This is a genomic window from Streptomyces sp. NPDC090741 (assembly GCF_044769045.1).
Classification (GTDB): domain Bacteria; phylum Actinomycetota; class Actinomycetes; order Streptomycetales; family Streptomycetaceae; genus Streptomyces.
In genome coordinates, this window is the sequence record NZ_JBIVXF010000001.1 from 383,111 (window position 1) to 397,449 (window position 14,339).

Annotated in this window: 10 protein-coding genes and 1 tRNA gene; 1 reads left to right on the forward strand and 10 read right to left on the reverse strand. The window is 71.6% G+C overall.

What is annotated here, in order from left to right; genetic code table 11:
* Positions 1 to 36 precede the first annotated feature (36 nt).
* The 8 genes from ACIQU4_RS01715 to ACIQU4_RS01750 form a co-directional block, all read right to left on the reverse strand.
* Positions 37 to 1,137 (reverse strand): LCP family protein, encoded by a 1,101-nt coding sequence (locus tag ACIQU4_RS01715; RefSeq protein ID WP_403724476.1) that lies wholly within the window; start codon positions 1,135 to 1,137, stop codon positions 37 to 39.
* A 368-nt stretch (positions 1,138 to 1,505) separates the two neighbouring features.
* Positions 1,506 to 3,641 (reverse strand): transcription termination factor Rho, encoded by a 2,136-nt coding sequence (gene rho, locus ACIQU4_RS01720; protein WP_403724479.1) that lies wholly within the window; start codon positions 3,639 to 3,641, stop codon positions 1,506 to 1,508.
* A gap of 432 nt (positions 3,642 to 4,073) precedes the next feature.
* Positions 4,074 to 5,000, reverse strand: a complete 927-nt coding sequence (gene thrB, locus ACIQU4_RS01725) for a homoserine kinase (protein WP_403724481.1) — start codon at positions 4,998 to 5,000, stop codon at positions 4,074 to 4,076.
* Between the two features lie 312 nt (positions 5,001 to 5,312).
* Entirely contained in the window at positions 5,313 to 6,383 is a 1,071-nt protein-coding gene (thrC, locus tag ACIQU4_RS01730; RefSeq protein ID WP_403724484.1) for a threonine synthase, read from the reverse strand.
* Positions 6,384 to 6,389: 6 nt separating this feature from the next.
* A complete protein-coding gene (locus ACIQU4_RS01735) occupies positions 6,390 to 7,694 on the reverse strand; it encodes a homoserine dehydrogenase (protein ID WP_403724486.1) in 1,305 nt (434 codons plus the stop codon).
* Positions 7,695 to 7,852: 158 nt separating this feature from the next.
* Positions 7,853 to 9,244 (reverse strand): diaminopimelate decarboxylase, encoded by a 1,392-nt coding sequence (lysA, locus tag ACIQU4_RS01740; RefSeq protein ID WP_403724488.1) that lies wholly within the window; start codon positions 9,242 to 9,244, stop codon positions 7,853 to 7,855.
* 19 nt (positions 9,245 to 9,263) lie between these two features.
* The gene (gene nrtL, locus ACIQU4_RS01745) at positions 9,264 to 10,253 is read right to left on the reverse strand and encodes an ArgS-related anticodon-binding protein NrtL (RefSeq protein WP_403724490.1); all 990 of its coding nucleotides are present in this window, start codon (positions 10,251 to 10,253) and stop codon (positions 9,264 to 9,266) included.
* A gap of 79 nt (positions 10,254 to 10,332) precedes the next feature.
* The gene (locus ACIQU4_RS01750; protein ID WP_403725921.1) at positions 10,333 to 10,803 is read right to left on the reverse strand and encodes a response regulator; all 471 of its coding nucleotides are present in this window, start codon (positions 10,801 to 10,803) and stop codon (positions 10,333 to 10,335) included.
* A gap of 105 nt (positions 10,804 to 10,908) precedes the next feature.
* Between ACIQU4_RS01750 and ACIQU4_RS01755 the strand changes: the two genes are divergently transcribed.
* Positions 10,909 to 10,980 (forward strand) — tRNA-Arg (locus ACIQU4_RS01755).
* A 331-nt stretch (positions 10,981 to 11,311) separates the two neighbouring features.
* Here the strand turns inward: ACIQU4_RS01755 and ACIQU4_RS01760 are convergent.
* Positions 11,312 to 11,479: a hypothetical protein gene (locus tag ACIQU4_RS01760; protein ID WP_403724492.1), complete on the reverse strand. Its 168-nt coding sequence runs from the start codon at positions 11,477 to 11,479 to the stop codon at positions 11,312 to 11,314.
* A gap of 73 nt (positions 11,480 to 11,552) precedes the next feature.
* A complete protein-coding gene (locus ACIQU4_RS01765) occupies positions 11,553 to 14,030 on the reverse strand; it encodes a helicase-associated domain-containing protein (protein ID WP_403724494.1) in 2,478 nt (825 codons plus the stop codon).
* Between the last annotated feature and the right edge of the window lie 309 nt (positions 14,031 to 14,339).

Sequence of the window (14,339 nt, forward strand, 5' to 3'; positions counted from 1 at the left end):
CCCCAGTGGGAAGCGCGTGACCAGGCGTTTTGCGGTTTACCGCACGATCTGGCCCGCGGTGCCCTTGTCGCCCATGGAGTTCGCGGTGGCCTCGGCGGGGACCGGCTGCTCGGTCAGCAGGGCGTCCCAGACCATCTTGGACTCCTTGGTCAGCGGCACGACCCGGTCGCTGTCGCGGGGGTCCGGACCCACGGGCAGGGTGATCATCTTCATGTCCTGGGCGTCGATGCCCTGGAGGCTCTGGGCGAAGCCCATCAGCGACTTCACGTCGCCGAGCGACTTGTCGGTGGTGAGCGCCTTGGTGCCGGTGTCGGCGAGGTCGAGCAGCCGCTTGGGGTTGTCGAAGACGCCGATGCCCTTGACCTGCTTGATCAGGGCCTTCATGAACGCCTGCTGGAGCTGTATTCGGCCCAGGTCGGAGCCGTCGCCGACGCTCTTGCGGGTCCGTACGAGGCCCAGGGCCTGCTCGCCGTTGAGCTTGTTGGCACCGGCCGGGAGGTCGAGGTGGCTCGATCCGTCCTTGATCGGCTTGGTGGTCGTGAGCTCGACGCCGCCGAGGTTGTCGATGATCTTCTTGAAGCCCGTGAAGTCGACCTCGATGTAGTGGTCCATGCGGACCCCCGACATCTTCTCGACGGTCTTGACCGCGCAGGCGGCCCCGCCGATGGTGAACGACTCGTTGAACTGGGAGCGCGAGCTGCCGCGGTCGGTCTTGCCGTTGCTCAGCGTGCAGGCCGGCCGGTTGACCATGGTGTCGCGCGGTATCGAGACGACGGTGGCCTTCTTGTGGCCCTCGTAGAGGTGGACGATCATCGCCGTGTCCGAGCGGGCCGAGCCGCCGTCGTCCTGCCCGTACTCGGAATTGGCGCCGCCGCGGGAGTCGGAGCCGAGGACGAGGATGTCCATCGAGCCGTTGTCCACGTTCTGCGGGCGGTCGGTGCCGAGCGCCTGGTCGATGTCGACCGTCTTGAGGTTCCCGTTCAGGTGGAAGTAGAACCAGCCGAGACCCGCCCCGCCCAGCAGGACCACGCCCGCGGCGCTCCACGCGGCGATGACCAGGGCCCCGCGGCGCTTCGGCGGTTTCCGTCGGCGCCGGCCCGCGGCACGCCCGGCGCCGCCCCTGCTGTCCTCGCTCATGCTCTCCTCAGTCCTGAGTACGTTTCCGGCCGGATGCCCGGCCCAGCGGCCTCCCGCACTGCCCTCTGACACAGACGGACGAATGTCCTCCAGGGTTCCACGGCCGGAAGGCCGCCCGTACGGGGGCCCTGGGGCGGCCGGGGCGGGACGAACGGCCCGTGCCCCGCCGGACACACCGCGCCCACCTGCGGTTTCCCAGGGGGACGCAGCGCGCGGCCGCAAGGTTCACGAAAGCGGCGAGTGTGGCGAAGCTCGCACCTGCGGAGAGGGGCGCGGACCCGCGGAACCCCCGGAAAACACGGACCGCCCCCGCCGCGGCTGCGGTGGGGGCGGTCCGGTGATGCGGTGTACGGCGACGGATCTACGGATCAGTCGTCGTTCTTGCCCGACGGGGTCGTCTTGGCGATCTGCATCAGGAACTCGGCGTTCGACTTCGTCTGCTTCATCTTGTCGAGCAGCAGCTCGATGGCCTGCTGCGAGTCGAGCGCGTGCAGCACCCGGCGCAGCTTCCAGACGATGGCGAGCTCCTCGCTGTTGAGGAGGATCTCCTCCTTGCGGGTGCCCGACGGGTCGACGTCGACGGCCGGGAAGATGCGCTTGTCGGCGAGCTTCCGGTCGAGCTTGAGCTCCATGTTGCCGGTGCCCTTGAACTCCTCGAAGATCACCTCGTCCATGCGCGAGCCGGTGTCGACCAGCGCGGTGGCCAGGATGGTCAGCGAGCCGCCGTCCTCGATGTTGCGCGCGGCACCGAAGAAGCGCTTCGGCGGGTACAGCGCGGTCGAGTCGACACCACCGGACAGGATGCGGCCGGAGGCCGGCGCCGCGAGGTTGTACGCGCGGCCCAGACGGGTGATGGAGTCCAGCAGGACGACCACGTCGTGACCCAGCTCGACGAGGCGCTTGGCGCGCTCGATGGCCAGCTCGGCGACGGTGGTGTGGTCCTCGGCCGGGCGGTCGAAGGTCGAGGAGATGACCTCGCCCTTGACCGACCGCTGCATGTCGGTGACCTCTTCCGGACGCTCGTCGACCAGGACGACCATCAGGTGGCACTCGGGGTTGTTGACGGTGATCGCGTTGGCGATCGCCTGCATGATCATGGTCTTGCCGGTCTTCGGCGGGGCCACGATCAGGCCGCGCTGGCCCTTTCCGATCGGCGACACGAGGTCGATGATGCGGGTGGTCAGCACACCCGGGTCGGTCTCCAGACGGAGCCGGTCCTGCGGGTACAGCGGGGTCAGCTTCTGGAACTCCGGTCGGCCGCGGCCGGATTCGGGCGCCATGCCGTTCACCGAGTCCAGACGCACGAGGGCGTTGAACTTCTCGCGGCGCTCGCCGTCCTTGGGCTGGCGCACGGCACCGGTGGTGTGGTCGCCCTTGCGCAGACCCGCCTTGCGGACCTGGGCGAGGGAGACGTACACGTCGTTGGGGCCGGGCAGGTAGCCCGAGGTCCGGATGAACGCGTAGTTGTCGAGGATGTCCAGGATGCCCGCGACGGGGATCAGGACGTCGTCGTCGGCGACCTGCGGCTCGTTCGGCGCGAACTCGTCGCGACCGCGACGGCCACGGCGGTCGCGGTAGCGGCCGCGACGACCGCGACGACCGCTCTCGTCGTCGAAGTCGTCCTGCGGGCCGTTGTCCTGGGGGACCTGACGGTCCTGACGGCCCTGCTGCTGGCGGTCCTGACGGTCCTGCTGCTGGCGGTCCTGACGGTCCTGACGGCCGCCCTGCTGCTGGCGGTCCTGACGGTCGCCGCGGCCGCCGCCCTGGCCGGCCTGGCCGCCGGCCTGGCTCTGGCCGGCCTGGCTCTGGCCCTGGCCCTGGGCGCCCTGGCCCTGGTCGTCGGCCTTGGCGCCGCGGTCGCGGCGGTCGCGCCGGCCGCCCTCGCGCTCGGTACGGTCACCGCGGTCGCGGCGGTCGCGCCGACCGCGGCCCTCGCCCTCCTGGGCGGGCGCGGAGACGGCGGTGGCGGCCTCGGCCGTGACCTCGGCCGGAGCGGTCGCGGTGGCGGTGGCGGTCTCGGTCTTGGCCTCGACCTGCACGGCGGCGGCGGGGGCCGCGGTCTCCGGGCTGCCGGAGGGGGCCGTGGCCCGACGGCGGCGGCGCTCGCCGGCCGGGGCGTCGTCGGAGGCCGGCTGACCCGGGATCTCGATCTGCGCCTGCGCGGCGGGCTTCTCGGCGGGCGCCTCTACGGCGGCCTCGCCCGTACGGGCCTTGCTGGTGGCGCGGCGCTTCGGCTTGGCCTCGGCGGCGTCGGCGGCGGGAGCCGCGGCCTTGGGGGCACTGCTGCCCGCCTGCGCCTCCTTGATGACCTCGATCAGCTGGCTCTTGCGCATCCGCGCGGTGCCCCTGATACCGAGGCCCGACGCGACCTGCTGGAGCTCGGCCAGGACCATGCCCTCGAGGCCGGTGCCGGAGCGGCGACGCTTGGGGGCGGTGCCCGCGGCGGGGGCACTGGTGTCGACAGTGGTGTCGGCAGCGCCCATCAGATCGGTGGTGTCGCTCACGAAGGGTCCTTCCCTGGAGCGGACGTCGGCCTGTCTGGCTCGGCGACCGGTTGTGCTGTCCGACAACGGACCATGATCTGTTGGGTCATGGACCGCGGCCGGGGCGGTGGTCCGCCGAAAGAGGAACGGCGGAAAGAAACGTGCATGGGTGGTTCCGGCGAGAAGCCCCCGAGCTGGAAGCGTGGGAATGTCACGCCGATTCCGGAGCGTGCTCGAAACTGCTGGATGCGATCAAAGCAGTCGGGGAGGCTCCCGGAAGAAAGGTGGTCCCGGATGGGGACACTGAGCACCGAGCCATGGCGGCTTCGGCTGCGCACTTGAGACTAACACTACCGGATCCAACAGATATTCCCCCTCTCAATCACCGGCATCGCGCCTACAGCGCGGGCGGCCTGCCCTGGCCGCCCGCCCCTGGCGGGTCTGCCCTACGGCCTAGCCGCCCTGCGTTCCGAGCGGCAGGACGCTCGCGCCCGCGGCGTCGAGGGCGAGCCGGTTCGCCGCCCACCCTTCGCCCGCGAGCCGCGCGACCTTGTCGGCCGCGCCGTTGTCGACCAGCGCGAGGACCGTGGGGCCCGCGCCGGAGATGACCGCGGGGATGCCGTCCGCCCGCAGCCGGTTGACGAGTGCCACGCTCTCGGGCATCGCCGGGGACCGGTACTCCTGGTGGAGCCGGTCTTCCGTGGCCGGCAGCAGCAACTCGGGACGCCTGGTCAGGGCTTCGACGAGCAGGGCCGCGCGACCCGCGTTGACGGCCGCGTCCACGTGCGGGACGTTGCGCGGCAGCAGGCCGCGCGCGGTCTCCGTCAGGACGGGCTTGGAGGGTACGAAGACCACCGGAACGATGGAACCGGCGGGCTCCATACGGATCGCCTTGGCGCTGCCGCCGTCCATCCAGGCGAGCGTGAATCCGCCGAGGAGACAGGCGGCGACGTTGTCGGGGTGGCCCTCGATCTCGGTGGCCAGTTCGAGCAGGGCCGCGTCGTCCAGCTTGGCCTCTCCGCCTATGGTCACGGCGCGGGCTGCGACGATGCCGGCGCAGATGGCGGCGGAGGAGGACCCGAGGCCGCGGCCGTGCGGGATGCGGTTGGCGCAGACGACCTCCAGGCCGCGCGGCTGCCCGCCCAGCAGGTCGAAGGCGGTGCGCATGGAGCGTACGAGCAGGTGGCTCTCGTCCCGCGGGAGGGTGTCGGCGCCCTCGCCCGCGATGTCGATGTTCAGGCCGGAGTCGGCCACCCGGACGACGACGTCGTCGTAAAGCCCCAGGGCCAGGCCGAGGGCGTCGAAGCCCGGGCCGAGGTTGGCACTGCTGGCGGGGACGCGCACCCGTACGGCGGCGGCGCGGAACGCTGGACCGGCCATCGTCCGATGAACTCCTTGTGACTGTGCGAGACGAGATCTTCGCTGGCTCGCTGCGAATGTACTGGAGAACGTACGACACCCGAAGGCCCTCTGGGCAGCACCACGGTCATATGCGCGGTGGCGGGTGTAAGTACAGCGTATCGAAGGAAGGTTCTCTCGCGACATAGGGCGCACAGGAGGCGCACGATGCGTGTCGGTGTCTTCCGGTGGATTCCGCTGAATGCCGTTGACTTTTGTGCCGTACGGCCTGAGTTGCCGGATTCCGGAAGCCTCGGCGAGGCATTCCGGAATCCGGCAACCGGGGTACTGCGGTCAGACCAGGCCGAGGCGGATGGCCGCGGCTTCGGCGTCCACCGGGACGGTGGCCGGCTGCGGGGCGCCGGCGACGGCCCAGTCGGGGTCCTTGAGGCCGTTTCCGGTCACGGTGCACACGATCGTCTGGCCGGGGTCGACCAGGCCCAGCTCGGCGGCCTTGAGCAGGCCGGCCACGGACGCCGCCGAGGCGGGCTCGACGAAGACGCCCTCCTGCGCGGCCAACAGGCGGTAGGCGGCAAGGATCTGGCGGTCCGTCACCTCGTCGATGAAGCCGCCCGACTCGTCGCGCGCGGCGAGCGCGTACTCCCAGGAGGCCGGGTTGCCGATGCGGATCGCGGTGGCGATGGTGTGCGGCTCCTTGACGACCTCGCCGCGCACGATGGGCGCGGAGCCGGAGGCCTGGAAACCCCACACACGGGGCGTACGGGAGGCCAGGGCGTCGGCCTTGTACTCCTTGAAGCCCTTCCAGTACGCGGTGATGTTGCCGGCGTTGCCGACGGGCAGCACGTGGATGTCGGGGGCGTCGCCGAGCGCGTCGACGATCTCGAACGCGGCCGTCTTCTGGCCCTCGATGCGCACCGGGTTCACGGAATTGACCAGCGCGACCGGGTAGTTGTCGGACAGCGCGCGGGCCAGGTCCAGGCAGTCGTCGAAGTTGCCGTCCACCTGGAGGATCTTGGCGCCGTGCACGAGCGCCTGGCCCATCTTGCCGAGCGCGATCTTGCCGCGGGGCACGAGGACGGCCGAGACCATCCCGGCGCGCACCGCGTACGCGGCGGCGGAGGCCGAGGTGTTGCCCGTGGAGGCGCAGATGACGGCCTTGGCGCCGTCCTCCTTGGCCTTGCTGATCGCCATGGTCATACCGCGGTCCTTGAAGGACCCGGTGGGGTTCGCGCCCTCGACCTTGAGGTGTACCTCGCAGCCGGTGCGCTCGGAGAGCACCTGCGCGGGGACGAGGGGAGTGCCGCCCTCGCGGAGCGTGACCACGGGAGTCGCGTCCGTCACCGGCAGGCGGTCCCGGTACTCCTCGATGATGCCGCGCCACTGGTGGGTGCGATTGCTGCTCATGGGTCCTTACTCCCCTTCAACACGCATGATGCTGGCGACACCGCGCACGGTGTCCAGCTTCCGCAGTGCCTCGACGGTCCCGGAGAGGGCGGCGTCGGGCGCGCGGTGGGTGACGACGACGAGGGAGGCCTCGTTGCCGACCCCGTCCGGACGTCCTTGCTGTCGTACGGTATCGATGGACACACCGTGCTCCGCGAACTTCGTCGCCACCTGGGCGAGGACGCCCGGCTTGTCGGCCACATCGAGGCTGATGTGGTACCGCGTGACGACGTCGCCCATGGGGCTGACCGGCAGCTGGGTGTACGCCGACTCGCCGGGCCCCGTTGCCTCGGCGAGCTTGTTGCGGCAGACGGCGACGAGGTCGCCCAGGACCGCGGAGGCGGTCGGCGAACCGCCCGCGCCGGGCCCGTAGAACATGAGCCGCCCGGCGGCCTCCGCCTCGACGAAGACGGCGTTGTACGCCTCGCGGACGGAGGCGAGCGGGTGGGTCAGCGGGATCATCGCCGGGTGCACGCGGGCCGTGACGGACTCGCCGTCGGCGGCGCGCTCCAGGATCGCGAGGAGCTTGATGGTGCAGCCCATGCGCTTGGCGGAGGCGAAGTCGGCGGCGCTGACCTCGGTCATGCCCTCGCGGTAGACGTCGTCGAGGCGGACCCGGGTGTGGAAGGCGATGCCGGCCAGGATCGCGGCCTTGGCGGCGGCGTCGTAGCCCTCGACGTCCGCGGTGGGGTCGGCCTCGGCGTACCCGAGGGCGGTGGCCTCGTCGAGCGCCTCCTGGTACCCGGCGCCGGTGGAGTCCATCTTGTCGAGGATGAAGTTCGTCGTGCCGTTGACGATGCCCATCACCCGGTTGATCTTGTCTCCGGCAAGGGACTCGCGCATGGGACGGACCAGCGGGATGGCGCCGGCGACGGCCGCCTCGTAGTACAGGTCCAGCCCGTGCTGCTGGGCCGCGGCGTGCAGGGCCGCGCCGTCCTGGGCGAGCAGCGCCTTGTTCGCCGAGACGACGGAGATGCCGTGCTCGAAGGCGGTGGTGATGAGGGTGCGGGCGGGCTCGATGCCGCCGATGACCTCGATCGCGATGTCGATGTCGCCGCGTTTGAGGAGGGCGGTCGCATCGGTGGTGACCAGGGCGGGGTCGATGCCCTCGCGCACCTTGGAGGGACGGCGCACGGCCACGCCGGCGAGCTCGACGGGCGCACCGATGCGGGCCGTGAGGTCGTCGGCGTGCGTCGTCATGATGCGCGCCACCTCTGAGCCGACCACTCCACAGCCCAGCAGCGCCACCTTCAGCGGACGCGTACGCATCATTCGACCTACGCCTTTCGATCTTCCATCACCACCCGGCGTGCGGTATTGCGCGCCGGGTCTCAACCAGTCTCACTCAATGGACAGCACTTTCCATCCTCGGTCCATTGAGTGAGACACCTATTTTGGGGGTATGGGGGCTTCTCCCAGAAATAACCGGATCATCCGAGGTCGAGACGCAGGAGATCTTCCTCCGTCTCGCGCCGGACGATCACCCGGGCCTGCCCGTCGCGCACCGCGACCACGGGCGGGCGCAGCGCGTGGTTGTAGTTGCTGGCCATGGAGCGGCAGTACGCCCCGGTGGCGGGTACGGCGAGGAGGTCTCCCGGGGCCAGGTCGGCCGGCAGGAAGGCGTCCTTCACGACGATGTCACCGCTCTCGCAGTGCTTGCCGACGACGCGGACGAGCATGGGCTCGGCGTCGGAGACGCGGGAGACGAGGGTGACGGCGTATTCGGCGTCGTAGAGGGCGGTGCGGATGTTGTCGGACATGCCGCCGTCGACGGAGACGTACGTACGCAGCCCCTCGAGCGGCTTGATCGTGCCGACCTCGTAGAGGGTGAAGGCGGTGGGGCCGACGATGGCACGGCCGGGCTCGACGGAGATGCGGGGCGCACGCAGGCCGGCGGACTCGCACTCGCGGGCGACGATCTCGTGCAGGGCCTTGGCGATCTCGTGGGGCTCGCGCGGGTCGTCGGAGGAGGTGTACGCGATGCCGAGCCCGCCGCCGAGGTCGATCTCGGGCAGCTCGACGCCGTGCTCGTCCCGTACGGCGGCCAGCAGCTGCACGACGCGCTTGGCGGAGACCTCGAAGCCGGCCATGTCGAAGATCTGCGAACCGATGTGGGAGTGGACGCCGAGCAGGTCGAGGCTGTCGTGTCCGAGGGCGCGCCGTACGGCCTCGGCGGCGGAGCCGTCGGCGACGGCGATGCCGAACTTCTGGTCCTCGTGCGCGGTGGCGATGAACTCGTGCGTGTGGGCTTCGACGCCGACGGTCACGCGGATCTGGACGGGCTGGCGTACGCCCAGCTCACGGGCGATGTGCGCGACGCGGGCGATCTCCTGGAAGGAGTCGAGCACGATCCGGCCGACGCCGGCGGTGACGGCCCGGGTGATCTCGGCCACGGACTTGTTGTTCCCGTGGAAGGCGATCCGCTCGGCGGGCATGCCGGCGGCGAGGGCGGTGGCCAGCTCGCCGCCGGAGCAGACGTCGAGGTTGAGCCCTTCCTCCTTGAGCCACTTCACGACGGCCTTGGAGAGGAACGCCTTGCCCGCGTAGAACACGTCGGCATCGGGCCCGAAGGCGTGCGCCCAGGCCCGGCACCGGGCCCGGAAGTCCTCTTCGTCGAGGAAGTAGGCGGGCGTCCCGAACTCCTCGGCGAGGGTACTGACGGCCACCCCGCCCACGGTCACTTCCCCCTCGTCGTTCCGGCGCACGGTCCGGGCCCAGACCTTCTCGTCGAGCGCGTTGAGGTCGGCGGGCGGCGGGGAGTAGTGCCCCTCGGGCAGGACGTCGGCGTGGCGGGGCCCGGCGGGGTGCGCGGAACGGCTCATCGGTATCTCTCTTCGCAGATCACAGGCAGTCAGGTGCGTCTATGCCGAGAAGGGCCAGGCCGCCGGCCAGCACCGTCCCGGCGGCTTCGGCAAGGGCCAGCCGGGCGCGGTGGGCGGCCGAGGGTTTCTCGTCCCCCTTGGGCAGGACACAGTGCTGAAAATCGAGCAGCTCGTCGGCGACGGCGACGAGCTGACGGGTGAGGCGCTCGGGGGCCCGGTGGTGCGCGGCGGCCTCCAGGACGAGCGGGTGCTCGGCGAGCAGCCGCAGCAGTGCGGGCGCCTCGGCCTCGGCGGGCTCGGCGGGCTCGGCGGGCTCGGCGCCGAAGCCGAGGCGGGCGGCGGCGCGGCCGAGGGCCTTGGCGCGGGCGTGGGCGTACCGCACGAGGAAGAACTCGCTGGACTCGTCCTGAACCAGGAGTCCGGCCCCGAACTGGGGGGTCTCGCGGGCCGGAACGGCGAGCACGGCCCATGTAGCGGCGTCCCGCCCGTAGGTGGCGGCCACGTCTCCGTCGCGGCGCGCGACGGGGGCGACGCCGGGCAGCGCGCCGCCGTCTTCCCGACCCTGGCTGCGCAGGATGCGTACGACTGCCTCGTGGACCGCGCGCTGGCGGAACCCGGCGGTGGGGGCCCAGCAGAAGGGCTCGGCTTCGACGGCGTCGTCCGCGTACCCGTAGCGCGGTCCGCGCAGCAGCACTTCACGGACGAGCCCGGCGGCGCTGCGGGGGGCGAGGGTGAAGTTCAGGAACCCGGCGCCGGTGACCTCGACGCGCTCGATGCCGGCCACCCCGCCCAACCGCCGAGCGAGCACGTCGGCGACGTGACGGGGAGCACTTCCCACAGTCTTGGCGACGTGAAAGGCGACGGGGGTGGCGTAGTCCCCCACTCCTCCGGGCCGGGTCCGCTCGATGACGACCCGCTCGGGCACACCCGTCTCGGCCGGCAGCTCCCCGTCCTCGACGGCGCGGCGCACGGCGCGTGCGACGGTGCTGGAGAGGTCGGCGGGGGTCACGGGACCAGCCTAGGGGAGAAGCCCTCCCATCCCGCGAACGGTTTCGCCATGTGAACAGGTGACCGGCGCGTGGCCGGCGCTACCCTCTCCCCCGCCCGGCCGGCGCGCCCTTCCGCTCGCGCCGGTCCTTGCTCTCGACGAGCCGGCGTACGACCCGTACGAGCTCGGCGGGCTCGAAGGGCTTGGCGAGGAACGCATCCACCCCGGCCTCGATCCCGGCCTCGACCTCGTACTGCGTACAGGCGCTCACGATGGCGAGGGGCAGATCCCGCGTCCGCGGATCGGCACGCAGCTGCGCCGCGGTCCCGAACCCGTCCAGCCGGGGCATGACCACATCAAGGGTGATCACATCGGGACACACGCTATGCACGATGTCCAGGCACTCGGCACCATCGTTCGCGGTCACGACCTCGAAGCCCTCCAGCTCGAGATTGACCTTGATCAGCTGCCGGATGACCTTGTTGTCGTCGACAACAAGCACCCGGCCCGAGGCGCCTGGCACAACTCGAGAGTAGGTCCGCCTAAGCCCCCGCGTCCGGGTTTTTGCCACTTCCACCCCCTCCGAGCGACCCACGTCCTCCGGGCCCGTAATCCGTTCCTGATCACCCCACGGAAGCTGGTAGTGTTCAACCCGTCGCCGCAACGCGAACGACACGCCCCCGTAGCTCAGGGGATAGAGCAACGGCCTCCGGAGCCGTGTGCGCAGGTTCGAATCCTGCCGGGGGCACTTCGCAGGAAGTGCCCAAAGACCCCGCCATCAGCGCCTCAGCTGAGACGGGGTCTTCGCGTATGTGCGGCCAACTGCCGCCCTGCGCACCCGTATGTCAGACCCCGTGGACTATTCGTGGACAGGATCTTGACCGATCGCCGCAGGTCAACCCGGGAAACAGCGAAGGCCCCCGGACAGCTCCAGGGGCCTCGCAGCGTATCGCCACTCACTCGCGATCACTCGTACTCGCGCAGCAGATCGTCGGATCGACGAGCCTAGCCAGCACAGCCGCCGCCAGGTGGGGACCGGTCCGTTCGGCCTCGGGAGGAGTGCTCGATCTACCGGTATCTCAGGCCATCCAGCGCGCCCTGGGCAGCAGTACAGCGATGGCACCGCTGAGTCCGAAGAGAATCGGGGAGACGAACTCGCCGGGTGCACCGGCCCAGGTGAACAGGCCCGCGAGCGCGATCGCGTAGACAGCTCGTCGGACGGTGCTGAGGTTCAGGGGGAGGCTCACACGCCTTACTGACGGTGCCGGGTCGGGGGCCAGGGCACCAGCAGGACGCTCCGGCTTCGGGGCACCTCCACCCTTACCCGGCCGCGGTGAGCGCCGCGGCCAGCGCACGGGCGCTCGCCGGGACACCGTGGGCCGGTGCGCCGTACAGGGGGTGGGCCTGGTCCAGGGTCGGCAGGAGGTTCGGGGCGCGGTCGGTGGGGGCGCGGTCCAGGACGGTGGTGCCCGTTTCGGCTTCCTGGGTGGGGGCGTAGCCGGCCATGCGGAGGGCTGACAGCGTCTCCTCCGGCGGGGCTGTGGAGATCAGGACCGTCGGGGCGATCCGACGCAGGCGGAGTTTGGTCAGGCCGCGGGCCTGGGCCACCTCGGCAATCAGTCCGGTGTCGTCCGAGCGGATGCAGCAGGCGGAGCGGACGACCTTGAGCTGTCCGTGGGTGCGGGCGGTGTCCTTGATCGTGTAGGCGAGCGGCTGGGGCAGAGGGGTGCCGCGCTCGCTTGCCGCCGTGAGGCCGTTGAGGAGTTCGTCGGCGCTCCAGCCCGCGTCCAGGGCCCGGCGTACGGAGGTCGCAGTGATCCGCCAGACCACGGCGTGCCCTTCGGACTCGATGTCGCCGACGGCGGAGAGCAGGTCGGCCAGGGCGGGTGCGGGCGCGCCGGTGACGGTGGCGGTCAGGTCGCTCTGGAACCGGGCCGTTTCGCTGGGCTCGGGCAGCGCTGCGTACAGGTCCTCGCGGAGGGTGGTCACCGCCTTCGCCAGGGCAGGGCGCAGGGACAGGTCCTCGCCCAGGCCCTCGGAGCCGCGGGCGGACGGGTCCGTGCCCGCGCCGGGCACTGCCGGGTAGTGGTGGGCGGCCCCCGCCTCCAGCAGACGGCACAGGGCCCGCCCGGCGGGGGTGAGCGCGCCGTGAGCGACCACGCCGAGCAGGGCCGCCTCCGCCAGGGTGGCCTCCAGGCGGTCGAGCACTCCGTCCAGGCCGGTCAGCTCCCCGGCGCCGTCCGCGGCCAGGTGGCCGCGCAGGGCGGGCTGGAACCACGCGGCCAGGGAAAGCAGTTCGGTGTATCCCAGCGCGTCCCCGGTCAACCCGTGTCCGTCGGGGAGGACTGCGAGCGCTCGTAGGATTCCGGTGCGCAGGGTCACGGCGTCCTCGTCCTGCGGGCTGACGAGCGCGACCGGGGTCTCGTCGGGGTCCGGCCAGTGGCTGAGAACTGCGGGGACCGCAGCCCAGGCGGCCAGCAGCGGCAGCAGCTTGCCCGCCGCGGGGGCGGCGGCCCAAGCGTCATAGCGGTCGCTCGGCAGCAGCCGGGCGGAGGGCTTGGGGCCCTTGGAGTTCCGGCGGCCCCGGGGAGCGGGGGCCGGTTCGTCGTCCTGAGGCGCGGCCAGGCCGGCGTTCACCGCGAGGTCCAGCCACAGCCGGGTGTCCGCCTCATCGGCCCCGGCCGCCTTGGCCAGCCGCCGGGTGTCCCGTACGGCGATCCCGCCCGCCTTGCGAATCGCGACCGGCTCGGCGGCCAGCGCCCGCAGTACCAGTTCGGCCCGCCAGGCGGCCGCCGCGGCGGCCGTACCACCCTCACCCTCCCAGCCGGACGGCAGCGGCGCGGCGGCGGTGAACGGCTCTGGTTCCAGCCGGGGACTGGGGGCCGCGCCCCCATCGCGGAGCGCACGGGCGACCTCGTACGGAAGCTCCACCAGGTCGAGACCGACGGGGACCAGCAGTCCGCGCACGGCCAGCCAGTCGGTGCCCTCGTCGCCGCTGCCGCCCTCCCGGAAGGCGTACTTGGCGTCCGGGCTCGCGTACTGCTCCCCGTACCGGCCGACGAAGCAGTGGGTTCGCAGCAGCGGCGGGCCGGGTACCAGGCGGTCCAGCAGCTCCAGCGCCCGGACCGGGGCGTCCGCCACCAGTGCCCGGACCCGGGCGGGATCGGCGAGCAGAGCGATGATCAGCTCCTGGGCCTGGTCGCGGGTACGCGCCGCGCCCTCGCCGAAGAGGTTTGCGGCGATCCGTTTGACCTCGGGGGCGTTGTAGGCGGCGGTCAGCAGCCGGGTGGCGGTGTGCCCGAAGCCGTCGAACCCAGTGGCCCGGACATGCAACAGCGGCGGCAGCGCCAGTTTCCCCTTGGGCGCGGGGATCAACAGCGCGCGCTCCCGCAGTCGGGCGAGCGTGTGCTCCGCCCGCCGCCGCTTCTCCCCCGGCTCGAACCAGGCCAGTACGTCCCGCTCGGGCACCAGTCGGTCCGCGGGCTCCACCGTGCCAACGGGCTTCCGCTGTTGCCAGGGATACCGGGGCCCGTCCTCGGCCTCGCCACCGGCCACGGGGCCGTGCCGCTCCAGGGCGAGGGCGGCGATGGAAGCGAGCAATTCCAGTTCTCCGGCGGTGCCCGCCATCAGGCCCTGGCCCACAGACGCGTCGGTGAGCAGGTGTTCGGCGAGCTCGCGGAGGGTGGTGATCCGTCGGTACTCGGCGGCGAGCGGCAGATCCCGCTCCTCCAGCAATGCGGTCAGCCGCTCAGGGTCCAGGGTTCCCAGCCATTTCGCGAGGTCGGTGCGCGCATTCACCCGGCCAGGCTAGCGCCGTCCGGTCACCCCGCGGGGGTGAACCGGCCGCGTCCCCCCAGACCGCCGTGGCCAGCGCCGGCGCGGGCTCCCGCCTCCGGGCCCGTCACCTCGCCGCCGCGCATATGGGCTTCGATGCCCGGAAGGTTCCCGGAGGACGGTCGATGTCTCCTGCCCTCGGGCGCCCGGGGCAGGTGCATCACCATGACCACCCTGGCGGTTTCCCTGGCTACCGCCAGGCACGAACAAGGTCTTCCGGACCCCAGTGCGCCGCAAGAGGCAGACCGGCCTCAACACCACAACGGGACACCG

Coding starts and splice junctions, on each gene's coding strand:
- thrC (WP_403724484.1), bottom strand. CDS start 6,383: ATGAGCAGCAATCGCACCCACCAGTGGCGCGGCATCATCGAGGAGTAC.
- thrB (WP_403724481.1), bottom strand. CDS start 5,000: ATGGCCGGTCCAGCGTTCCGCGCCGCCGCCGTACGGGTGCGCGTCCCC.
- ACIQU4_RS01715 (WP_403724476.1), bottom strand. CDS start 1,137: ATGAGCGAGGACAGCAGGGGCGGCGCCGGGCGTGCCGCGGGCCGGCGC.
- lysA (WP_403724488.1), bottom strand. CDS start 9,244: ATGAGCCGTTCCGCGCACCCCGCCGGGCCCCGCCACGCCGACGTCCTG.
- ACIQU4_RS01735 (WP_403724486.1), bottom strand. CDS start 7,694: ATGATGCGTACGCGTCCGCTGAAGGTGGCGCTGCTGGGCTGTGGAGTG.